General features: G+C 69.7%; 19 protein-coding genes. 8 read left to right on the forward strand and 11 right to left on the reverse strand.

Annotation, left to right across the window (positions count from 1 at the left end; genetic code table 11):
* Positions 1 to 3 precede the first annotated feature (3 nt).
* From AC1RGU_RS13410 to AC1RGU_RS13420, 3 genes are read left to right on the forward strand one after another with little or no spacing between them, the layout of a single operon-like run.
* The gene (locus AC1RGU_RS13410; RefSeq protein ID WP_492696532.1) at positions 4 to 1,404 is read left to right on the forward strand and encodes an ABC transporter permease subunit; all 1,401 of its coding nucleotides are present in this window, start codon (positions 4 to 6) and stop codon (positions 1,402 to 1,404) included.
* Between the two features lie 15 nt (positions 1,405 to 1,419).
* Entirely contained in the window at positions 1,420 to 2,895 is a 1,476-nt protein-coding gene (locus tag AC1RGU_RS13415) for an ABC transporter permease subunit (protein ID WP_492696533.1), read from the forward strand.
* A gap of 31 nt (positions 2,896 to 2,926) precedes the next feature.
* Complete coding sequence (locus AC1RGU_RS13420; RefSeq protein WP_492696534.1) at positions 2,927 to 5,119, forward strand: TonB-dependent receptor; 2,193 nt, start codon at positions 2,927 to 2,929, stop codon at positions 5,117 to 5,119.
* Positions 5,120 to 5,269: 150 nt separating this feature from the next.
* Here AC1RGU_RS13420 and AC1RGU_RS13425 read toward each other — a convergent pair whose 3' ends face one another.
* Positions 5,270 to 6,898 (reverse strand): DUF4139 domain-containing protein, encoded by a 1,629-nt coding sequence (locus AC1RGU_RS13425; protein ID WP_492696535.1) that lies wholly within the window; start codon positions 6,896 to 6,898, stop codon positions 5,270 to 5,272.
* Positions 6,899 to 7,134: 236 nt separating this feature from the next.
* Between AC1RGU_RS13425 and AC1RGU_RS13430 the strand changes: the two genes are divergently transcribed.
* Positions 7,135 to 7,581: a PaaI family thioesterase gene (locus AC1RGU_RS13430; protein WP_492696536.1), complete on the forward strand. Its 447-nt coding sequence runs from the start codon at positions 7,135 to 7,137 to the stop codon at positions 7,579 to 7,581.
* Here AC1RGU_RS13430 and AC1RGU_RS13435 read toward each other — a convergent pair.
* Complete coding sequence (locus AC1RGU_RS13435) at positions 7,499 to 8,758, reverse strand: acyltransferase family protein (RefSeq protein WP_492696537.1); 1,260 nt, start codon at positions 8,756 to 8,758, stop codon at positions 7,499 to 7,501. The genes AC1RGU_RS13430 and AC1RGU_RS13435 overlap by 83 nt on opposite strands.
* A 146-nt stretch (positions 8,759 to 8,904) precedes the next feature.
* Here AC1RGU_RS13435 and AC1RGU_RS13440 point away from each other — a divergent pair, with 146 nt between their 5' ends.
* The 3 genes from AC1RGU_RS13440 (at position 8,905) to AC1RGU_RS13450 (ending at position 12,283) form a co-directional block, all read left to right on the forward strand.
* Positions 8,905 to 9,846 (forward strand): LytTR family DNA-binding domain-containing protein, encoded by a 942-nt coding sequence (locus AC1RGU_RS13440; protein ID WP_492696538.1) that lies wholly within the window; start codon positions 8,905 to 8,907, stop codon positions 9,844 to 9,846.
* A 185-nt stretch (positions 9,847 to 10,031) separates the two neighbouring features.
* Entirely contained in the window at positions 10,032 to 11,234 is a 1,203-nt protein-coding gene (locus AC1RGU_RS13445; RefSeq protein WP_062476947.1) for an ammonium transporter, read from the forward strand.
* A 113-nt stretch (positions 11,235 to 11,347) separates the two neighbouring features.
* Positions 11,348 to 12,283, forward strand: a complete 936-nt coding sequence (locus tag AC1RGU_RS13450; protein WP_492696539.1) for a M14 family metallopeptidase — start codon at positions 11,348 to 11,350, stop codon at positions 12,281 to 12,283.
* A 17-nt stretch (positions 12,284 to 12,300) separates the two neighbouring features.
* On the opposite strand, the gene AC1RGU_RS13455 is transcribed toward AC1RGU_RS13450, so the two are convergent.
* From AC1RGU_RS13455 to AC1RGU_RS13470, 4 genes are all read right to left on the reverse strand, one after another.
* Positions 12,301 to 12,630, reverse strand: a complete 330-nt coding sequence (locus AC1RGU_RS13455) for a hypothetical protein (protein ID WP_062476941.1) — start codon at positions 12,628 to 12,630, stop codon at positions 12,301 to 12,303.
* Positions 12,631 to 12,652: 22 nt separating this feature from the next.
* On the reverse strand, positions 12,653 to 13,552 hold the full coding sequence (locus AC1RGU_RS13460; RefSeq protein ID WP_492696540.1) for a peptidoglycan DD-metalloendopeptidase family protein: 900 nt from the start codon (positions 13,550 to 13,552) through the stop codon (positions 12,653 to 12,655).
* Positions 13,553 to 13,595: 43 nt separating this feature from the next.
* Complete coding sequence (locus AC1RGU_RS13465) at positions 13,596 to 14,159, reverse strand: pseudouridine synthase (protein ID WP_492696541.1); 564 nt, start codon at positions 14,157 to 14,159, stop codon at positions 13,596 to 13,598.
* A 96-nt stretch (positions 14,160 to 14,255) separates the two neighbouring features.
* A complete protein-coding gene (locus AC1RGU_RS13470; protein WP_492696542.1) occupies positions 14,256 to 16,073 on the reverse strand; it encodes a glutamine--tRNA ligase/YqeY domain fusion protein in 1,818 nt (605 codons plus the stop codon).
* 137 nt (positions 16,074 to 16,210) lie between these two features.
* Between AC1RGU_RS13470 and AC1RGU_RS13475 the strand changes: the two genes are divergently transcribed.
* On the forward strand, positions 16,211 to 16,570 hold the full coding sequence (locus tag AC1RGU_RS13475; RefSeq protein WP_070062581.1) for a hypothetical protein: 360 nt from the start codon (positions 16,211 to 16,213) through the stop codon (positions 16,568 to 16,570).
* A gap of 81 nt (positions 16,571 to 16,651) precedes the next feature.
* On the opposite strand, the gene AC1RGU_RS13480 is transcribed toward AC1RGU_RS13475, so the two are convergent.
* Genes AC1RGU_RS13480 through AC1RGU_RS13500 form a run of 5 tightly spaced genes read right to left on the reverse strand, consistent with a single transcriptional unit; the run spans position 16,652 to position 20,449 of the window.
* Positions 16,652 to 17,491 (reverse strand): LytR/AlgR family response regulator transcription factor, encoded by an 840-nt coding sequence (locus tag AC1RGU_RS13480; RefSeq protein ID WP_062476924.1) that lies wholly within the window; start codon positions 17,489 to 17,491, stop codon positions 16,652 to 16,654.
* 29 nt (positions 17,492 to 17,520) lie between these two features.
* Entirely contained in the window at positions 17,521 to 18,606 is a 1,086-nt protein-coding gene (locus AC1RGU_RS13485; RefSeq protein ID WP_492696543.1) for a sensor histidine kinase, read from the reverse strand.
* Positions 18,603 to 18,917, reverse strand: a complete 315-nt coding sequence (locus AC1RGU_RS13490; protein WP_370870079.1) for a 2TM domain-containing protein — start codon at positions 18,915 to 18,917, stop codon at positions 18,603 to 18,605. Before AC1RGU_RS13490 ends, AC1RGU_RS13485 begins: the two co-directional genes overlap by 4 nt.
* Positions 18,914 to 19,879: a sterol desaturase family protein gene (locus AC1RGU_RS13495; RefSeq protein ID WP_492696544.1), complete on the reverse strand. Its 966-nt coding sequence runs from the start codon at positions 19,877 to 19,879 to the stop codon at positions 18,914 to 18,916. Before AC1RGU_RS13495 ends, AC1RGU_RS13490 begins: the two co-directional genes overlap by 4 nt.
* A 48-nt stretch (positions 19,880 to 19,927) precedes the next feature.
* Positions 19,928 to 20,449 carry a DUF6622 family protein gene (locus AC1RGU_RS13500; protein WP_492696545.1) on the reverse strand — a complete coding sequence of 174 codons (522 nt, stop codon included), beginning with the start codon at positions 20,447 to 20,449 and terminating at the stop codon, positions 19,928 to 19,930.
* Between the last annotated feature and the right edge of the window lie 142 nt (positions 20,450 to 20,591).

A 20,591-nucleotide genomic window follows, 5' to 3' on the forward strand; every position in this document is an offset into this window, starting at 1 on the left:
CCGATGACGATGCGCTGGATCGCCCGACGCGAATTCACCGAACGCCTGCGCGATGGCCGCCTGTACTGGGCGGGCGGGCTCGTGGCCGTGCTGCTCCTCACCGCGCTGGCCGTCGGCTGGGCGCACCAGCGCGGCGCGCATGCCGAGCAGGTGGCCGCGCAGGCCATGGACTACCGCGACTGGCTGCACCAGGACAAGCGCCATCCGCACGACGCCGCGCACCAGGGCATGCATGCCTTCAAGCCCGAGCCGCCGCTGTCGATGGTCGATGCGGGCATCAACCCCTACATCGGCAGCACCGTGTGGCTGCAGGCGCACCGCCAGAGCGAAGTCAAGTTCAATGCCGCGCAGGACGCGACCGGCCTGCAGCGCTTCGGCAACCTGTCGGTGGGCTGGATCTTGCAGGTGCTCGGCCCGCTGCTGGTGATCGTGCTGGGCTTCAACGCCTTCGCGGGCGAGCGCGAGCAGGGCATCCTGCGCCAGACGCTGAGCCTGGGCGTGGCGCCGCTGCGCCTGCTGGCCGGCAAGGCGCTCGCGCTGTCGGCGCTGCTCGCGGTGCTGCTGGTGCCGGCGGCACTGGTCGCGGCTGTCGCCGTGGCGGTGGGCGCGGAGCCGGGTGGGCGCGTCGATGCGCTGCTGCGGCTGGGCGCGTGGTCGCTGGGCTACGCGGTCTACCTCGGGATCTTCGTGTGCCTGGTGCTGGGCGTGTCGGCGCTGTCGTCCACCTCGCGCATGGCGATCACCGTGCTGCTCGCGCTGTGGATCGGGCAGGCCGTGATGGCGCCGCGCGTGCTCTCCGAACTCTCGCGCACCTGGTTCCCGAGCCCGACGCGGCTGGTGTTCAACCAGGCGCTGGGCGCGGAACTCAAGGCCGTGTCGAACCAGGTCTGGCAGCAGAACTTCGGCACCACCGAGCGCTGGGGGCGCGACGTGCCGCTGAGCAAGTGGGGCATCGCATTGCGCCTGGACGACCAGGCCTCGTACCCCGTGTACGACCGCCACTACGGCCGCCTGTGGGACACCTGGGAGCAGCAACAAAAGGTGCAGGAGTGGAGCGGCCTGCTGCTGCCGCTGCTCGCGGTGCGCAGCTTCTCGATGGGCATGGCGGGCACCGACTTCTCGCACCACCGGCGCTTCACCACGGCCGCCGAGCTGCACCGCCGCAATATCCAGGACCTGATGAGCAAGGACCTCGTCGCGCATGCCGATCCGCTCGGCGACCGCCACTTCTCCTACCAGGCCACGCCCGAGCTTTGGGCCACCGTGCCGCCCTTCGACTACCACCCGCCGGGAGCCGGGTGGGCGCTGCGGCACCAGGCGCGCAGCTTCCTCGTGCTGTGCGCCGGCCTGCTGCTCGCGGTGGCGTTCGCGGCCTTCGCCACCCTGCGCCAGCGCGCGCTCTGAGAGGGGATGCCACCCATGTCCATTCATCCTCCCCAAGGCCGGCGTCTGCTGGCCGTGATGCGCCAGGAAGTCCGTTTGATGCTTGCCGAGCGCGGCCTCTGGGTCGTCGGTGCGCTGTTCCTCTTGCTCGTGGCCTATGCACTGGGCAACGGCCTGCTGCAGACCGCCCAGCGTGACCGCGCGCAGGCCGCGGTGGCGCAGGCCGACCGCGACACCCGCACCACGCAACGCACGCTGCTCGAAGCCATCCTGGCCGGCACCGCGCAGCCCACGCCCTTCGAGAACCCGGCCGACCCGTCGCGCATGGCCAGCAGCTACGGCGGCCAGCACGTGCTGCTGCCGACCGCGCCGCTGGGCCCGGTCGCGCTGGGGCAGAGCGACCTGTTCCCGAGCCAGTACCAGGTCACGAACCAGAGCCGCGTGGTGTTCATGAACCCGAGCGACATCGAGAGCCCGTGGCACCTGCTGAGCGGGCATTTCGACCTGGCCTTCGTCATCGTCTACCTGCTGCCGCTGCTGATCTTCGCGCTCAGCTACAACCTGCTGTCGGCCGAGCGCGAGAACGGCACCCTGCGCCTGCTGCTGTCGCAACCGCTGCGGCTGCGCACGCTGCTCGCGGGCAAGCTCACGGTGCGCGCGGCGGTGCTGCTGGGGCCGGCCGTGCTGCTGCCGGTGGCGGTGCTGTGGATTGCCCGCCATGCGGGGCTCACGGCAGCTGGCGCGGGCAGCGCCACGCTGTGGTGGGCGCTGCTGGTGGGCGCCTACGCGCTGTTCTGGTTCGCGCTGGTGGTGGCGGTCAATGCCTTCGGCGCCTCGTCGGCGACGAACGCGATGGTGTTGGTCATCGCCTGGGTGCTGCTGGTGCTGGTCGCGCCCGTGCTGCTGAACCTGGCCGTCACGCAGGCCGCGCCCGCGCCGTCGCGCACCGAACTGGCCACGCGCCAGCGCGTGGTCACGGCCGAGGCGATGAAGCGCTACCAGGACCTGCTGGGCACCGAGTACCAGCACGTGGGGCAGGGCGCCATCCTCGTGCCGCGCGACGGCAAGATCGAGATCGCCGGCCGCTCGCTGGCTAACTACCGCATCCAGCGCGAGGTCGACGAAGCGATCCGCCCCGCGCTCGCGCGCTTCGACGCGCAGCAGGCGACACAGCAGGCGCTGGTGGGCCGCTTCGGTGCGGTGTCGCCGGCGGCCGTGGCCTACGAGGGCATGACCGCGCTGGCCGGCAACGGCGCACGGCGCCATGCGCGCTTCGACGCACAGACCGTGGCGCACCACGAAGCGTGGAAGGCCTTCTTCTTCCCGCGCATCGATGCGCGCGATGCGCTCGCCCCGGCCGACTTCGACCGCATGCCCACCTTCGCCTGGCACGAGGAGCCCGCCGAGCTCGTGCGCGGGCAGGCCGCGCTCGCTGTGCTGCAACTGCTGGTGCCGAGCCTGCTGCTGTTCGGGCTCGCGGCCTGGCGGCTGCGGCGCTTCTCGGTGGCCTGACGCTTTCTTCATTTCTTCCACGCACCGCTCCATGACCCCGTTCACCCGCACCACCGTCGCGCTGGCCGCCTTCACCGCCTTGCAAGTCGCCTCTGCACAAGACAGCAGCAGCAACAACGCCGAACTCGGCACCGTCACCATCGAAGGCAGCCGTGACGCGAACAGCCTGCACCTCGATGAGTCGAGCGGCTCGGCTTCGCGCCTGGGCCTGTCGGTGCGCGAGACGCCGGCCTCGGTCGAGATCCTGTCGCAGGACGCGATCCAGCAGCGCGGCGCGCGCACCTTCAGCGAGGCGCTGCGCGGCATGGCGGGCCTGTCGGGCGGGGGCCCGCCGTCGTCGCCGACCACGCTGTCGCTGCGCGGCTTCACCAGCCTCATGTACCTGTACGACGGCGTGCGCAGCTCGGGCGCGGGCGTCACCAACCGCGTGCAGGACACCTGGAACTACGAGCGCATCGAAGTGCTCAAGGGCCCGGCCTCGGTGCTCGACGGGGAGGGCGCCATCGGCGGCATCGTCAACTTCGTGACCAAGTGGCCCGACCGCAGCAACCCGCACAAGGAAGCGCTGCTTTCGTACGGCAGCTACGGCTCCACACGCGCGGCCTTCGGCTTCGGCGGCGCGCTGGGCGAGGCCAGCGCCTACCGGCTCGACTACAGCCGCAACGACACCAAGGTGGGCACCATCGACCGCAACGGCGAGCGCATCGATCACTTCACGAGCGGCCTGCTGGTGGACCTGGGCGGCTCGGTGAAGCTGGACCTGTCGTTCGACTACCTGCGCGACGACAACGACGCCTACTGGGGCACGCCGCTCGTGCCGCGCAGCTTCGCCACGCAACCGACGAACGTCGTCAGCACGCCCGACGGCCGCGTGATCGACCGGCGCATGGCGCGCACCAACTACAACGTGCGCGACGACGAGAACTCGTCCGAAACCTACTGGCTGCGCGCGCGCCTTACGGGACAACTCGACGGCGGCTGGTCGTGGCGCAACGAGTTCTCGGCCAACCAATCGAAGCGCATGTTCCGCAACTCCGAAAGCGCCACCTTCGTGCCGCCCGCCAGCATCGCGCGCGACCAGACGCTCATCACGCACGACCAGGACTTCTGGCTCGACCGCTTCGACGCCACGCACAAGGGAAAGATCGCCGGACTGGACAACCGCTTCGTCGTCGGCGGCGAGTACAGCGAAACCCGCTTCGGCAGCCAGCGCCGCTTCTCGAACAGCAGCGCCACCACCGCTGCGCAACTGCGCGTGCCCGTGTTCGACCCGTACACCGGTTACTTCGACGACAACCCCGCGCTGACCACCGGCGCGGGCAACCGCGCCGACACCTTCTCGCGCGTGAAGGTTGCCTCGGTCTTCGTGGAAGACGCGCTCAAGCCGATGCGCGACCTCACGCTGGTCGGCGGCCTGCGCCACGACCGCACCGAGGTCGACCGCCGCATCTGGGACCTGAACGCGGGCAGCGTCACGCGCTTCGGCGCGAGCTACCGCGCCACCTCGGGGCGCATCGGCGCGGTGTACGACCTGTCGCCGCAGTCGAGCCTGTACGCGCAGTACACCAACGCCACGCTGCCGGTGGGATCGCTCTTCCTGCTGTCGGCGTCGAACGCCGCGTTCCCGATGTCGCGCGGCAAGCAGGCCGAGGTGGGCTTCAAGCAGAGCCTGCCCGCGGCCAACCTGGAGTGGACCGCAGCGCTGTACAAGATCGAACTCGACAACGTGCTCTCGCGCGATCCGAACAACGCCGCCACCACCGTGAACAACGGTCGCCAGTCGTCGCGCGGCCTCGAGCTGTCGGCCGTGTGGAAGCCCACGCGCGAATGGACGCTGGCGGGCAACCTCGCGGCGCTCGATGCGCGCTTCGACACGCTGGTGGAAGCCGGCAACGTCTCGCGCGTGGGCAAGACCCCGCCGAACGTGCCCGAGCGCATGGCCAACATCTTTGCCACCTACCGGCCCGACGGCTCGAAGTTCGAGTACTTCGCGTCGCTGAACCACACGGGGCCGATGTACACCGACAACGCCAACCAGATCCGCATCAACGGCTTCACCACGGTCGATGCGGCCGTGAGCTACCGCCTGAAGAACGCACTGCTGAGTTTCCGCGTGCGCAACCTGACGGACCGGCTCTACGCGACCTGGACCGGCCGCGCCGCGAGCCAGGTGCTGCTGGCGCCGCGGCGGACTTTCGAGGTGTCGGCGAAGTTCGACTTCTGAGCCCTGTGCGCTGGGGAGAACCAGCAGCGTGCCCCGTGCGCAGGACACTGGGTGCTTCCCGCAGCGAAATCAAGGAGGAGGCCGCAGGCCGGGGGACATTCGCGGAGGGAAGTACCCGGTGGCCTGTGCACACGCCCTGAACACGCCCGATCAGCGCATCTGCAACCGCGCATCCTTCGGATACCCGATCGTGTAGTCCGCCGACACGCGCGCCGTCTGCCCCGCGTCCAGGTCGAAGCGCCACATCGCCAGCCCCGGCTGCTTGTTCCATGCCTGCTCGGCGGGCTGCGGTGCAAAGCGCGTGGTCACGCGCACCTGCTCGTCGACCGACACCGGCGCGGCCTCCAGCACCTGCACCGCGATCGGCGTGCGGTGGCGGTTCTCGACCACATAGGCGCGCTGCACCTGGCGCTCGGCGCGCGAGCCGACGAAGCCGCCCGAGCCCTGGTTGTCGCGCTCGGGCTCGACCTGCACGCGCACCAGTTCGTCGCGGCCGAACGAGAGCGTGAGCTTCGCGTCGCTCGGTGCGTTCCAGCGGCCCTGGCCGACGAAGTTGCCGTCGCGGTACAGCTGCATCGGACCGGCCGGCCACACGCCCGAGGGCTGCGTCATCTCGGCGACCAGGAAGGCGCTCGGGTCCACGCGCGGGCTGGTGCGCGCGGCGAGCTGCGCCGTGTCCTCATGCTGGCCCAGCGCCAGGGTCACGCGCTGGCCGTTGGAAGGCACGTCGATGCTTTGCGGCACGGCGAATTCGGTGGCGAAGCTGTTGTCGAACACGCTCACGTCGAACAGCGGCTCGCGCACGCGCTCCATGGCCATCTTGCGGTCGGCGGCAATGGGCGAGGGGGCTGCGGCCATCGGCGCGGCCATGTACGCCGACTCGGCGTTCGCGCGCGGCGGCGGCTCGATGCCGATGCGCCACGCGCTCGGCGTGCGCCCCGTGGTCTCGCGGCGCGGCTGGCCGGTGGACAGCACCAGCTTCACGCCGCGCCAGTCTTCACCCGTGGCCTGCGCCACCAGCGCCTGGCGCTCGATGCGCACCTTGCGCGTCGTGGTGTCGAGCAGCGCGCGGTAGCTGGGCGTCCAGCCCGGGCCGTTGACCTGGTAGCTGAGCTTCACGTCGGCGTCGGCACTGGCGGCCAGCGTGACGGTGACGGCCGTCACCTGCGCGCCCTGGCCCTGCGTGCGGCCGCGCTCGGCCAGCAGGGGCTTGAGCTGGCGGTCGAGGTCGGTCTGCTGGCGCTGGATCTGGTGCTGCTTGAGCAGCGCGTCCTGGCCCGAGCGGCGCATCGCCTCGGTCATGGCCGCGAGGTTGCGCGCGTCCATCGGCGCGCGTGTGCCGGGGCCCGACTCGCCGCCCGACAGCCCCTTGAGATAACCCGTGACCATGCCCAGCGCATCGGTCTCGGCCTGCAGCGCGGCCTTGCGGTCTTCGAGCTCGCGGATGCGGCCGTCGAGCGCGCTGGTGGCGCAGTTTGCCGAGAGCTCGCGCGCCTCGCTGAGCACCGAGGTCTCGCCCACGCGCACCGCCGCGCCGGCCGACACCTGCAGGCTCTGCACGTCGAGCCCGGCCGGCAGGCAGGCGAAGGTGACCGAGCGGCTGCCCGCCGCGACGCGCGCCACGCGCTCCACCGTGGCGCTGCCGGGGTAGACCTTGACCTGCGTGATGCGCGAGGCATCGGCCTGCAGCTGCGCATGGGCGCCCGCGCCCGCGGCCAGCCAGAGGGCGGCGAGGGCGGTGGCGCGCAGGAGGGGACGGGCGGAGAACGGTGTGTGCATGGAAAGCCTTCCGGAAGAAAGTCGGTGACGAATCTCCGCTTCTACGGACGGGGCGGGCGAACGGGGTTAAGGCGTGGCGAAGTTTTTTTATGACGCCGATGTGACGCGGACGCGTTGCTGTCGCGCAGGCATCTGCCGGCGGCGAACCGGTCACCCAAGAGACGGTGCGCGGCGGCCCGGCTTCCTAGAGTGGGTCTCGCCTTCCCTCCATTGATTCACCCTGAAAGGACACCCCCATGCTCGACACGATCCAGGCCATCAACCGTTCGGTCGCCTTCAACCGCTGGGCCGGCTTCGACGTCACCCAGGCCGCCGACGGGCAGGCCGAACTGCGCATGAAATGGCGCGAGGAAGACATGGGCCAGTACACCGGCTTCCTGCACGCGGGGATGATTGCCGCGCTGCTCGACACCGTGAGCGGCTTCGCGGCCGCCACCGTGGCGGGCCGCGTGCTGGCCTCGCATTTCTCCATCAACTGCATCTCGCCCGCCATTGGCGAGGCCTTCGTGGCGCGCGGGCGCGTGGTGAAGGCGGGGCGCAAGCAGGTGTTCGTCGGGGCCGAGCTGTTCGCGCAGCCTGAAGGCCAAGGCGAAGACAAGCTCAAGCTCGTGGCGACGGCGAACGCCATCCTGGTGCCGGTGGACGAGGCGTCGACGACGCCGAAGCCGAAGCAGGCGGCATAACCATCACCGGCTCGGGCTTGCGCTTCAGTCCGAACAGCGGGCGCAACCAGCCGATGCGGCGGATCAGCCCGTCGGTCAATAGCCAGCAGCCGACGATGGTCACGGCGACCAGCGCCACGGGCTCCCACACCGGGCCCAGCGCCAGCGGCACCAGCAGCGCCACCCCCGCGACGATCAGCGTCTGGTGCAGCATGTACCAGGGGTAGACCGATTCGTTGGCCCAGCGCAGCCACGGCCAGGGGCGGTTCAGGTGGCGATGGCCATGGCCCAGGATCGTGGCGACCGCGAGCCACAGGTAGGCCGTGCGCAGCACGTCCATCAGCAGCCCCTTGGGTGCAACGACGGCCCCGACGCGCAGCGCGATGAACGCGCCGATCGCCACCACCGCCAGCAGCAGCGACACGCGGCGCAGCCGTTCGAGTTCGCACCAGATGCCCGTGTCCACGCCCATCCAGTAGCCGTAGAGGAAGACGGTGAAGTAGATGCTGTGCAGGTGGAAGTCCCACACCAGGTTGTGCGTGGCCGGGAAGTGCCGCGCCAGCAGCACCGTCCACGCCAGCAGCGGCAGCGCCGGCAGCACCAGCAGCTGCCAGCCGCGCAATCCGTTGAAGCGCTGCCGCACCCACTGGCCGGCCGCCGAGCGCCACAGCGGCAGCGTCAGCGCGACCAGTGCCGTGTAGACGAACAGGTAGGGCAGGTACCAGAGGTGGTTCCAGGTGATGCCGAACTCCGCCCCCGCGAACGCGCCCTTGGGCCACGGCGCGTCCATCGACAGGTAGCGCAGCAGGAAGGTGCCGAAGCCCGGCGCCACCAGCCCGCGCGCCACGCCCTCGGCATAGGCCTGGTAGGGCACGACCACCGCCATGCCGAAGGCCAGCGGCAGCATCAGCCGCAGGCCCCGGCTGCGCAGCAGGCCCCAGGTGCCCTGGCCCCGGCTCAGGAAACCGAGCGACACGCCCGAGATCAGGAAGACCAGGTCCATGCGCCACAGGTTCAGCACCCGCATCGGCCACGGCAGCCACTCGGACGCGTGCGGGCTCTTCAGGTGCCAGGGCCAGTCGGCCACGTAGTACATGCCCACGTGGTAGAGGATGACGAGCAGGAAGGCGAGGGCGCGCAGGGCGTCGATGTCGTGGCGGCGCTGCGGCGCGAGGGCCGAAACGGAATCGGAGGGCATGGCGGGCTCCTGGAACGAAGAAACGGCGGCCATCGTGGCCCCCGCGCCCGTCCCCGGGGCCATCGCCGGGACGGATCGCTCCGGATTTGTGACGAACGGTGGCCCCCAGGGACGAAATCCGGCCCCCGGTTCGCGAGAATCCCCGCATGAGCGAGCCGCACAAGAACCTGTACGAGCGCTACGAACCGATCCGGCGGTACGTCGAGGTCGGCTTCTGGATCGTGCTGATGACGGTGCACGCCGCGATCAGCACCGTGGTCGCGCTCATCGACGCCCGCAGCCGCGCCGTGCCGCGCGCGAACTGGGAGGTCATTACCTGGGAGGTGTCGAGCCACATCGCGCTGCTGGCGCTGGTGCCGGTGCTGGTGGCCGTGGAGCGCCGGCTGTCGCCGCTGGCGCGCGACCACTGGGTGCGTTTTCTCGCCGGGCATCTGGTGGCCAGCGTGCTCCTGAGCCTGGCGCACGTCGCGGCGATGTTCGGGCTGCGTGCCGCGGTGTACGCGGTGGCCGGCGAGCCCTACGATTTCGCCGGCGCCATGGGGCGATGGGGCTACGAGTACCTGAAGGACGTGCGCGTCTACGCCACGATGGTCTTCGGCGTGTGGGCCTACCGGCTCTTCATGCTGCGGCTGCAGGGCGAGGCGCGCGTGCTCGATCTGCCGGAAGAGGGCGTGGCGCCGGTGCCCGAGGCGCTGGCGGAACCGGAGGGTTTCGAACCCTCCGTGCAGGACGTGCCCCCGCCGGCAGCCCCACCGCCGGCCCGCCCCGAACGCTTCCTCGTGCGCAAGCTGCGCCGCGAATTCCTCATCGCCGCCACCGACATCGACTGGCTGCAGGCCGAGGGCAACTACGTCGGCCTGCACGTCAACGGCCACGACTACCTGCTGCGCGCCACGCTCACAGACTTCCTGACCCAGCTCGACCCTGCCACCTTCGTGCGCGTGCACCGCAGCCACGCCGTGAACCTGGGCCGCATCAAGGAGATCGAGCCGCTGGACGGCGGCGACGCCCGGCTGCACATGCACGACGGCACGAGCGTGCCCTGCAGCCGGCGGTATCGCGACGCGCTGCGCGGCGGCGCAGGCTGAGCGGGCCGAGCAACGCTTCGGCGGCGCGTTCCGATCCGGTGCGTGCCCCGCGAAATCAGCCCACTCTTGGGTCGTTTCGCACCATCAAAGAGCCTTCGGGCACCATTTTTGCTTTCCTGCGCCGGCGCCCCGATCCGTTCGGGTGCGACGCACCAAATCAAACCAAAAACCTGCAAGAAGCTCTCATGGACGCACTCAAACAGGGCGCAGATGCGCTGTTCATCCTTCTCGGCGCCATCATGGTCCTGGCCATGCATGCCGGCTTTGCCTTCCTGGAACTGGGCACCGTGCGCAAGAAGAACCAGGTCAATGCGCTGGTCAAGATCCTGGTCGACTTCTCGGTGTCGACCATCGTGTACTTCCTGGTGGGCTACGGCGTGGCCTACGGCACGCATTTCTTCGTCAGCGCCACCGAACTGTCGGCAAGAAGCGGCTACGAGCTGGTGAAGTTCTTCTTCCTGCTGACCTTCGCGGCGGCCATCCCCGCCATCATCTCGGGCGGCATCGCCGAGCGCGCCAAGTTCTGGCCGCAGCTGATCGCCACCGCGGTGATCGTCGGTTTCGTCTACCCGCTGTACGAGGGCATCGCCTGGAACAAGGCCTTCGGCATCCAGGGCTGGATCGCCTCGGTCACCGGCCACGAGTTCCATGACTTCGCCGGCTCGGTCGTCGTGCACGCCGTGGGCGGCTGGCTCGCGCTGCCGGCCGTGCTGCTGCTGGGCGCTCGCCGCAACCGCTACCGCGGCGACGGCTCGCTCAGCGCACACCCGCCGTCGAACATCCCGTTCCTGGCGCTGGGCGCGTGGGTGCTGTGCGTGGGCTGGTTCGGCTTCAACGTGATGAGCGCACAGAGCATCGACAAGATCTCGGGCCTGGTCGCCGTCAACTCGCTGATGGCGATGGTCGGCGGCACGCTGGTGGCGCTGGCCATGGGCAAGAACGACCCCGGCTTCGTCTACAACGGCCCGCTCGCCGGCCTCGTGGCCGTGTGCGCCGGCTCCGACCTCATGCACCCGCTGGGCGCGCTCGTGGCGGGCGGCGTGGCCGGCGCCATCTTCGTCTTCATGTTCACCCGCACCCAGAACAAATGGAAGATCGACGACGTGCTCGGCGTGTGGCCGCTGCACGGCCTGTGCGGCACCTGGGGCGGCATCGCGGCCGGCATCTTCGGCACGCAGGCGCTCGGCGGCATCGGCGGCGTGAACCTGTGGGCGCAGCTCATCGGCACCTTGCTCGGTGTGGTCTGGGCGCTGATCGGTGGCGCGGTGGTGTACGGCGTGCTCAAGGCGACCATGGGGTTGCGGCTGTCGCAGGAAGAGGAGTACGACGGGGCGGATCTGTCGATCCACCACATTTCGGCGACGCCGGAGCGGGAAGTGAACTGGTGAGGGCGTTGCGGCTCAGGACATGAGCCGCATCGGGGGATTTGCGGCGCACGGCACGAATTTGCCAGCTGTAGCAAACTTGCCGGCGGCCCCCGATCCCACCTGTTCACCACCCCATGACCCAATTGCCCCCCGCCCTCGAAGTCCTCCCCCGCGACCTGTCCGCCTACCGCGAGGGCAACGTCGGCATCGACTACGTGCACCGCTTCGAGTCCGGCAAGCCCGGCCCGCACGTGCTGATCAACGCGCTGACGCACGGCAACGAGATCTGCGGCATGACCGCCGCCACGCACCTGCTCGACACCGGCGTGCGCCCGAAGATCGGCACGCTCACCGTCAGCTTTGCCAATGTGGCGGCCTACGAGTCCTTCAACGAGGCGCTGCCTTTCGACAGCCGCCAGCTGGTGCACAACCTCAACCGCGTGTGGTCGCCCGAATGGCTCGACGGCAGCGAGGACAGCCCCGAGCTGCGCCGCGCCCGCGAGCTGCGCCCGGTGGTGAGCGCGGCCGACCACATCCTCGACATCCATTCCACGAGCCAGCCCGTGATCCCGTTCTGGGTGTACCCGGCCTTCGACCGCAACGCCGAGGCCGCCATGGCCATCGGCCGCCCGTCGGTGCACCTGGTGATGCCCGACGGCCTGGGCTCGGGCACGCCGCTGATCCAGCACGGCCAGCATGGCCGGGCCGACGGCAAGGGCGTGGCGCTGGTGGCCGAGTGCGGCCAGCATTTCCTGCGCTCGGCCTCCGAGCTGGCCACCGCCATCTCGCTCGACTTCCTGGCGCACTTCGGCCTCATCGACAAGGACCCGGCCGTGCCCGCGCCCGGCGAGCAGCGCCGCTTCGAGCTGCTCCAGACGCACGTGATCAAGTCGGAAGACTTCGCCTTCGTGCGCCCGCTGATCGGCTTCGAGACCTTCGCCAAGGGCGAGCTGATCGCCACCAACGGCCCCGACGAAATCCGCGCGCCGTGCGACGACTGCACGATCTTCATGCCCGCGCAGCGCACGATTGTCGGGCGCGAGGCGGTGTACCTGACCAGGCCGCTCTGAGGCCGGCGTTCTTCTCTTCAGCAGATCAGCAGGTGCCGCGGTTTGTCCGCGGTGCTGTAGTCGGCATGCCAGTAGTGCGGGTCGTCGCAGAGGCTGAACGCAGCCTGCTTGCCGGCGTGCCGGGCCGTGAAGTGCCTTTGGAGCGTGACGTGCACCGAGCCCTCGTCGGGCCAGTCGATGCCGACATCGACGACGCGGTTGCCCGCGGCGACTTCGGCGGCGACGATCCGCTGCAGGGCGGGGTGCAAGAGGGTGTTGAGGCGGGCGAGGGCTTCGCGGCGTTCGGTGGGCGCGAACGAGGAGGCTAGGCAGGCTTCGGTGAAGAGGGTCGGCGCTTTGTCACTCATGACGGCGTTCCGGCTGGGTGCCTCAACCCGCAACGAACAACGCCGGGTCCACCATCGTCCGATTCAGCATCACCCCCCAATGAAGGTGCGGCCCGGTCACCCGCCCCGTCGCGCCCACGGCGGCCAGCGGCTCGCCTGCCTTGAGCACATCGCCCACCTTCACGTCCCATCGGCTCAGGTGGCAGTACATCGTCAGCAGGCCGCCGCCGTGATCGACCCAGACGGTGCCGCCGTTGAAGAAGTAGTCGCCGGTATCGATCACCTTGCCGGCCAGCGGCGCGCGCACGGGCGTGCCGGTGCCGGCCGCGATGTCCATGCCGCTGTGCGGATTGCGCGACTGGCCGTTGAACACGCGGCGCAGGCCGAACGAGCTGGAGCGACGGCCCGGCACGGGGACGCGCATCTGCAGCGCGGCGTCGGGACGCAGGTCGGTGAGGGTGGCCATCACGCCGGTCAGGTGATCGCGCTCCTTGGTGTAGCGAGCCTCGTCCTCGGGCGACAGGTCGACCGTGCGCGGCGCCACTGTCAGGCGTTGTTCGCGGTACTGCTTTGGGGCGACGGTGTAGGCGATCTGGCGCTCGGGCTTGTTGCCCTCGGCGCGCACGCTGATGCTGGCTTCGCCGGGTGGGGTGGCCAGCGGAATACCGACCAGCGCGGTCCATTCGATCGGATCGCCCAGCACCAGCAGCGGCACGTCACCGGCGAAGGCCTTGGGGCGCGTGGCGGCGGGGCCGAGCGACAGGCGGGCGACGCCGCCGGGCACTAGCAAGGCGCGTGGCCAGACATCGGGCGCCTGCGGTTTGCTGTTCTTCTTGGCCGGGGCCGCGGCACCGGCAGGCAGTGCCAGCAGGCCGAGGGCGCCGAGCACGGCGCTGCGGCGGTTCAATGCGGCAGAAGGGAGATCGGAGAGAGGAAGGTTCATGTGCATGGACAGGATTCGAAAGAGGAGTTGAGGGTGCGGCGGCTCAGTCGCCGCTCTGTTCCCGCCAGGTTCCGGGCGCGAGCCCCTCGAGCGTGTAGGGCCCGATGGCGGCGCGGATGAGGCGCAGCGTCGGCAGCCCCACGGCCGCCGTCATGCGCCGCACCTGGCGGTTGCGGCCTTCGCTGATCGCCAGCTCCAGCCACGCGGTGGGAATGAGCTTGCGCTCGCGGATGGGGGGCTCGCGGTGCCACACGTCGGGCGGTGGATCGAGCCGGCGTGCCCGTGCGGGGCGCGTGGGGCCGTCGTTGAGCTGCACGCCGTTGCGCAGCGCCGCCAGCGCTTCGTCGGTCGGCACGCCCTCGACCTGCACCCAGTAGGTCTTCTCCATCTTGAAGCGCGGATCGGCGATGCGCGCCTGGAGCTTGCCGTCGTCGGTGAGCAGCAGGAGGCCCTCGCTGTCGGCATCGAGGCGGCCGGCGACGTAGACACCGGGCAGGTCGATGAAGTCCTTCAGCCCGCGCCAGCGGCCCTCGGGCGTGAACTGGCTGAGGACGCCGTAGGGTTTGTTGAAGCGGATCAGGCGAGAAGAAGGGCTCGTAGCGTTCATGAACCGACAGGATAGCCGGGGTCTGTCGACGCTCGGCGCAAGAAAAAAGCCGGAGCCCTGACGGCCCCGGCTTTGCGGGAGAGTGCGGCAGCGGGCCTACTTGGCCCAGCTGTCCCGCATCCCCGCCGCGCGGTTGAACACCACCTGTCCGCCGGCGGCGGCGCCCTTCGTGTCGCGCACGAAGTAGCCATGCCGTTCGAACTGGATGCCCACGCCGGGTTCGGCCTTCGCCAGCGACGGCTCGACGAAGGCCGTGCACACCTCCAGGCTGTGCTTGTTCAGCTCGTCCAGCAGCTCGCCGCTGCCGGGGTTGGCTTCGGCGAACAGACGCTCGTACAACCGCACCTCGGCCTGCACGGCATCGGCCGCGGCGACCCAGGTGATGTTGCCCTTGACCTTGATCGCGTCCGCGCCGGGCGTGCCGCTCTTGGTATCGGGCACCAGCGTGGCCTGCACTTCGAGGAGCTTGCCGTCGGCGTCGCGCGTGGCGCCGGTGCATTCGATGACGTGGCCGTACTTCAGGCGCACCTTGTTGCCGGGGAACAGGCGGAAGAAGCCCTTGGGCTGCACGTCTTCGTAGTCGGTGCGCTCGATCCAGACTTCGCGGCCGAGCTTGAATTCGCGCTTGCCCATCTCGGGGTGGTGCGGGTGCACGGGGGCGGAGCAGTCGTCGAGCGTGTCGTCGCTGCCCATCAGCTCACCCCAGTTGGTGATGACGAGCTTCACCGGGTCGAGCACGGCCATGGCGCGCGGCGCGATGGGGTCGAGGGTGTCGCGCAGCGCGGCCTCCAGGCTGGCGTACTCGATCCAGCCGCCCGACTTGGTGGTGCCGCTGCGTTCGCAGAACAGCTGCAGCGCGGCGGGCGTGTAGCCGCGGCGGCGCAGGCCGGCGATGGTGGGCATGCGCGGGTCGTCCCAGCCGTCGACGTGCTTTTCTTCGACCAGTTGGCGCAGCTTGCGCTTGCTGGTCATCACGTGGGTCACGTTCAGGCGGGCGAACTCGTACTGGCGCGGGTGCGGGCTGGCGACGAGGCCGCCCTCGGCGAGGCGGTCGAGCAGCCAGTCGTAGAAGGGGCGCTGGTCTTCGAATTCGAGCGTGCAGATGGAGTGGGTGATCTGCTCCAGCGCGTCTTCGATCGGGTGCGCGTAGGTGTACATCGGGTAGATGCACCACTTGTCGCCCGTGTTGTGGTGGGTGGCCCGGCGGATGCGGTACAGCGCGGGGTCGCGCATGTTGATGTTGGGGCTCGCCATGTCGATCTTGGCGCGCAGGATGGCGGCGCCGTCGGCGAGCTTGCCGTCGCGCATCTCGCGAAAGCGCGCCAGGTTCTCGTCGGGCGTGCGGCTGCGAAAGCGGCTGTCGGTGCCGGGCGTGTTGAAGTCGCCGCGGTTGGCGCGCATTTCTTCGGGCGTCTGCTCGTCGACGTAGGCCAGGCCGGCGCCGATCAGGTACTCGGCGGCTTCGTACATGAAGTCGAAGTAGTTGCTGGCGAAATACTCGTGTTCCTGAATCGTGCCGGGCGCGCTGGGGCGGTCGGCCAGGTAGGTTTCGTAGCCGAGCCACTTCACGGCGTCGCGGATGGAATCGACGTACTCCTGCTCTTCCTTCTCGGGGTTGGTGTCGTCGAAGCGCAGGTGGCACACGCCGCCGTATTCCTTGGCCAGCTCGAAATTCAGCCAGATGCTCTTGGCGTGGCCGATGTGCAGGTAGCCGTTGGGCTCGGGCGGAAAGCGCATGCGGACCTTGGCGGGGTCGGGCATGCCCTGGGCGTGGTGGGCGGCGTCGCCCGGGGAACCGCCCCAGGTGCGGCCTGCGTAGGCACCCTGTGCGAGGTCGTTCTCGATCACATGGCGCAGGAAATTGCTCGGTGCAGCGGTCGTTTTGGTGCCGCTTTTGTCGGTCGGGGAGGTCATCGCGTCATTCTAGAGGGGGGCCTGTCGGGGTTACTTTTGGCAACGCTCTTCACAATGCAGCGTCCACGCGGTTTGCATTTGGGGCGTTCAATACACACATGGGCCCACAACGCCCCCTCAACAAGGAGTTCCACATCATGAGCGTCACACGTTCTACCCTCTTCAAATGGGCCGCTGCCGGTGCGGTGGCCTTCGGTGCGCTGTTTGCCGCCACCTCGGCCAGCGCCCGCGGCGACGTGAGCTGGTCGATCGGCGTCGGCGTGCCCGGCGTGGCGGTCGGCGTGGGCGGCCCCGCCTATTACCCGGCCCCGGTCTATGCGCCGCCGGCCCCGGTGTATTACGCACCGCCGCCCCCGGTCTACTACCGCCCGCCGCCGCCGGTGTACTACCGCCCGGCGCCGGTCTACTACGCACCGCCGCCGGCCTATTACGGCCCGCGCTACTACGGTCGTGGTTATCACCGCGGTCATGGCCACGGACACGGCCACTGGCGCTGATTTACAACGCCATTCGTGACTGAATGAAAAAAGCCGGCCCCGAAAAGGCCGGCTTTTTGCTGCGTGCGGGGCGCGCAGATTTCACATGGCGCGAAACAGGTGGGCGTAGAGCCGGCTGACCGGGATCTTCTCGGCCCGCCCGCGCAGCGCGAGGTGCAGCTTGCCGGCCTCGTCGCGGTGCACCGCCTCGATGGCTGCGCTGCGCACCACCACTGCCCGGTGCACCTGCCAGAAGGTGTCGGCATCGAGCTGGGGCAGCAGCTGCTTCAGGGGCGTGCGGATCAGGTATTCCTGCGTGGCGGTGAGCACGCGCAAGTACTTGTCGGCGGCCTCGAAATACAGCACCTCGTCGATCGGCACCATGCGCACGGTGGCGCCGCCGGCATCGCTGGCGGCGATCATGCGCAGCGGCGCTGACGGTGACGACGATGCCGACGGGGCCCCGCCGGCGGCGCCCAGCACCTGGCGCCATTGGGCGAGGGAGCGCTCCAGCGCCTCGTCAGGCGGGATGGGCGGCGTCATCGACGGCGCGGCCGCCGCCAGCGCCTGCCGCAGCCGCGCCACGGTCTTGCGCAGGCGCTCGGGCTGCACGGGCTTGAGCACGTAGTCGATGGCTTCGGCCTCGAAGGCGCGCGCGGCGTATTCGTCGTAGGCGGTCACGAACACCAGCTGCGGCATCGGCGCCTCATCGGTGGGCCAGCTGTCGGCCAGCTCGGCGGCGGCGCCCAGGCCGTCCAGGCCGGGCATGCGGATGTCGAAGAACAGCACCTGCGGCAGCAGCCGCAGCGCCTCGCGCACGGCGCTGCGGCCGTCGCGGGCGGTGGCGACCACGCGCAGCTCGGGCCAGGCGGCGGCCAGTTCGGCCTGCAGGGCCTGGGCCAGCAGGGGTTCGTCTTCGGCGATGAGGGCGGTGAGGGGCATCGTCTTCTTGTTGTTGTCGTGGGGCCTGTTCAGGCGGGCAGGGGAAGGTTCAGGGTGACGCACGTCCCGCCGCCCGTCGGCGCGGGGGCCAGGCTCAGGCGGCCTTGCTCACCGTACACGGTGGCCAGCCGCTCGCGCACCTGTTCGAGCCCGAAGCCGCTGCCTTCCGAGGCCTGCGGCCGGGTCGCGTCGAGCCCGACGCCGGTGTCGCTCACCTCGATCACCAGTTCGCCCGCCTCGCGGCGCGCGCGCACGGCGATCTCGCCGCCTTCGACCTGGGGCTCGAGGCCGTGGCGGATGCTGTTCTCGACCAGCGGCTGCAGCAGCAGCGGCGGCACGGGCGTATCGCGCAGATCCTCGGGCAGCTCAAGCGTGTAGCGCAGGCGCTCGCCCATGCGCACCGACATCAGCTCGAGGTAGTCGCCCAGCCGGTCGAACTCGGCCGACAGCGGATGCGACAGCGCGCGCGAGCCGCTGAGCGTCATGCGCAGATAACTGTTCAGGCGGTCGAGCATGGCCACGGCGCGCGGTGGGTCGACGGTGATCAGCACGCGCAGGTTGGCCAGCGTGTTGAACAGCATGTGCGGTTCGAGCTGGGTTTCGAGCAGCTTGAGGCGGGCGTCCGTGGCGTCTCGCTGCGCCAGGTCGAGCTGGCGCTGCATGTGCTTGCTGCGCCCGAGGCTGTAGAAGAAGTAGCACATGCCGATGGTGGCGGCCAGCGTGATGACGATGGTGGAGACCATCCGGTGCCGGGCGAAGCCGGTGAAGTCGAACAGCGGCCGACCGACCCAGGCGTCCCCGATGGCCCCGCCGCCGAGGAAGCCCAGCGTGACGCCGAAGGCCACCAGCACGAAGCCCCAGGGCCCGTGCGGCCAGAGCACGTTCTGGTGGCCGCTGATGAACAGGCGCCCGGTGTCGATAACCAGCCAGCTGATCGTTCCGATCGACAGCGAATACACCATCTGCGAACTCCAGCTGCCCATGCCCGAGACGGTCAGCGCCGCGGCGATGACGCAGCAGAAGGCGGCCGTGATCAGGCCGTGCCGCAGGATGTCTCGCAGGTTCTCGGCGCGAAAGCGCGACGGGCGTGGCGTGTCGTCCGCCGTGGCCGTCACCGGCGGTCCCCGCCACCTAGCGCGCGGCGCTCACGTTCCAGCAGCTGGTCGTACAGGCCGCCGCCGGGCGCGATGAGCCAGACCACGGCGCCGTGGATCAGCAAGCCCAGGCCCCATCCCATGAGCGGGTACACGGCCCAGTTGTGGCCGCGCGAGGCGGCAAGCGCAACCAGCCCGACGTTGACGACCACATAGACGAAGGCATGGATGAACCAGCCCATCTTGGCGCCGGCGCGGCGGCGGGCGCGCCGCTCGATGTCGGCGGACGAAGAAGAGGAGGAGGAAGAAGAGGAAGGGGACATGGGGGTCATGACAGCTCCTTGAGAGAGGCAGGTGAAAGGGGAACGAAGTCGCTGGCGGCCGATGCCGGCATCGGCGGTGAAGGTGGCAGGGCCGCGCGCTGGCGCAGCTCCTCGGTGGTCTCGCCCGGCCCGTCCGCCCGCCAGCCCGGCGGCTTCACGAGGTAGCCGACGAAGGCGCGCAGCGAACGCGCCGAGCGCAGGTCGCGCCACAGGTCGCGCCATTGGCTGAACTCGATCTCGAACAGGTTGTACGAGGTGATCGGCTTCACCAGCCCGTAGCGGCAGGGCAGGTCGGCGCGCTCGGGGATGTAGGTGCCGAACAGGCGGTCGAACACGATCAGCACGCCGCCGTAGTTGCCGTCCAGATACTCCAGGTTCGAGGCGTGGTGCACGCGGTGGGCCGAAGGCGTGTTCAGCACCCATTCGAGCGGGCCGAGCTTCGGTATCCAGGTCGCGTGAATCCAGAACTGGTAGAGCAGGTTCAGCGTGAGCATCAGCAAGATGATCCGCGGCGGCATGCCCAGCAGCGGCGCCAGCAGGAAGAAAGCCAGTGTGCCGGTGAGCCGGCCGGTCCAGCCGAAGCGGTAGGCGGCCGACAGGTTCAGCTGGTTCGGCGAGTGGTGCACGGCGTGGGTGCACCAGAACCAGCGCACGCGGTGCGCGGCGCGGTGGTACCAGTAGTAGCAGAACTCCTGGCCGACGAAGCAGGCGAGCCAGCCGGTCCAGTGGTCCATCGGCAGCGTGAAGAGCCGGTGGGCGTAGAGCCAGTCCATGGCGCCGACCCAGAAGGCCAGCGGCAGCAGCCAGCGCAGCGGGTATTCGCGCACCAGGAAGTCGAACACCGAGATGCCCGCCGCCTTCCAGTCGTAGTTGCGCCAGCCGTTGCGCCACGACAGCACCAGCGCTTCGGCCAGCGAGGCAAGCAGCACCACCGAGATGGAAATCTTGAGGATCAACACGAGCACGGTCATGGCGGTTCCTGGCGGCGAAGGGCGGGCGGGGCTGAAGTGCGCAGAATCTTAGGCCGCGCGGGCGCCGCTGACCATCGCGCCCGACGCGGCGGCCAGCCGCCACAGGCGCGCGGCGCGGGCCGCGAAGACGCCGCTGAAGGCGCCGTACAGCGCCGGCACGCCCAGGGCGAAGGCGGCCTGGTGGCGCAGCTCCGGATGCAGGGCCAGCGACACGCCCACCACGTACTTGGTGAGGAAGATGCCCATCATGAGCATCAGCGGCACGGCGGTGCCGGCCACCTCGAACTGGCGCGCCGCGGCGTCGTAGCGCGTGGTCGCCGGCAGCGGACGGCGCAGCACCAGCACCATGAGCAGCAGCGCGGCCACGGCCCAGCCGAGCAGGGCGCCGGCCGACTCGCCGGACACCGACATCACGCCCCAGAACGACAGGCCGGCCATGGCGACCGGCATCACCAGCACGCGGTTCAGGCCGATGCGGTTGGCCACGAGCTGCCGGCCACCGAGCCAGGCCAGCAGGACGAAAACGGCGAACACCCACTTCGGGGTGTGAAGAAGGATTTGCATCAGCATGAGAGGCTCCGTTCGGTTGGAAGAAGACAAAGGGGGGCAGGGAATCGATGGAGCGGACTGTGCCGAGGCCGCCCGGCCCCCGCCACGGCCATGCGACGAAATGCGGGTGGGCGGCGTGAAGTGCGGGTCGCGGGCGCGAACG

Source organism: Variovorax sp. GW823-FHT02B07, from assembly GCF_058797695.1.

Bases quoted from the DNA above. Each gene is read 5' to 3' on its own strand.
- AC1RGU_RS13410 (WP_492696532.1), top strand. From the start codon at position 4: ATGACGATGCGCTGGATCGCCCGACGCGAATTCACCGAACGCCTGCGC.
- AC1RGU_RS13415 (WP_492696533.1), top strand. From the start codon at position 1,420: ATGTCCATTCATCCTCCCCAAGGCCGGCGTCTGCTGGCCGTGATGCGC.
- AC1RGU_RS13420 (WP_492696534.1), top strand. From the start codon at position 2,927: ATGACCCCGTTCACCCGCACCACCGTCGCGCTGGCCGCCTTCACCGCC.
- AC1RGU_RS13425 (WP_492696535.1), bottom strand. From the start codon at position 6,898: ATGCACACACCGTTCTCCGCCCGTCCCCTCCTGCGCGCCACCGCCCTC.
- AC1RGU_RS13430 (WP_492696536.1), top strand. From the start codon at position 7,135: ATGCTCGACACGATCCAGGCCATCAACCGTTCGGTCGCCTTCAACCGC.
- AC1RGU_RS13435 (WP_492696537.1), bottom strand. From the start codon at position 8,758: ATGCCCTCCGATTCCGTTTCGGCCCTCGCGCCGCAGCGCCGCCACGAC.
- AC1RGU_RS13440 (WP_492696538.1), top strand. From the start codon at position 8,905: ATGAGCGAGCCGCACAAGAACCTGTACGAGCGCTACGAACCGATCCGG.
- AC1RGU_RS13445 (WP_062476947.1), top strand. From the start codon at position 10,032: ATGGACGCACTCAAACAGGGCGCAGATGCGCTGTTCATCCTTCTCGGC.
- AC1RGU_RS13450 (WP_492696539.1), top strand. From the start codon at position 11,348: ATGACCCAATTGCCCCCCGCCCTCGAAGTCCTCCCCCGCGACCTGTCC.
- AC1RGU_RS13455 (WP_062476941.1), bottom strand. From the start codon at position 12,630: ATGAGTGACAAAGCGCCGACCCTCTTCACCGAAGCCTGCCTAGCCTCC.
- AC1RGU_RS13460 (WP_492696540.1), bottom strand. From the start codon at position 13,552: ATGAACCTTCCTCTCTCCGATCTCCCTTCTGCCGCATTGAACCGCCGC.
- AC1RGU_RS13465 (WP_492696541.1), bottom strand. From the start codon at position 14,159: ATGAACGCTACGAGCCCTTCTTCTCGCCTGATCCGCTTCAACAAACCC.
- AC1RGU_RS13470 (WP_492696542.1), bottom strand. From the start codon at position 16,073: ATGACCTCCCCGACCGACAAAAGCGGCACCAAAACGACCGCTGCACCG.
- AC1RGU_RS13475 (WP_070062581.1), top strand. From the start codon at position 16,211: ATGAGCGTCACACGTTCTACCCTCTTCAAATGGGCCGCTGCCGGTGCG.
- AC1RGU_RS13480 (WP_062476924.1), bottom strand. From the start codon at position 17,491: ATGCCCCTCACCGCCCTCATCGCCGAAGACGAACCCCTGCTGGCCCAG.
- AC1RGU_RS13490 (WP_370870079.1), bottom strand. From the start codon at position 18,917: ATGACCCCCATGTCCCCTTCCTCTTCTTCCTCCTCCTCTTCTTCGTCC.
- AC1RGU_RS13495 (WP_492696544.1), bottom strand. From the start codon at position 19,879: ATGACCGTGCTCGTGTTGATCCTCAAGATTTCCATCTCGGTGGTGCTG.
- AC1RGU_RS13500 (WP_492696545.1), bottom strand. From the start codon at position 20,449: ATGCTGATGCAAATCCTTCTTCACACCCCGAAGTGGGTGTTCGCCGTT.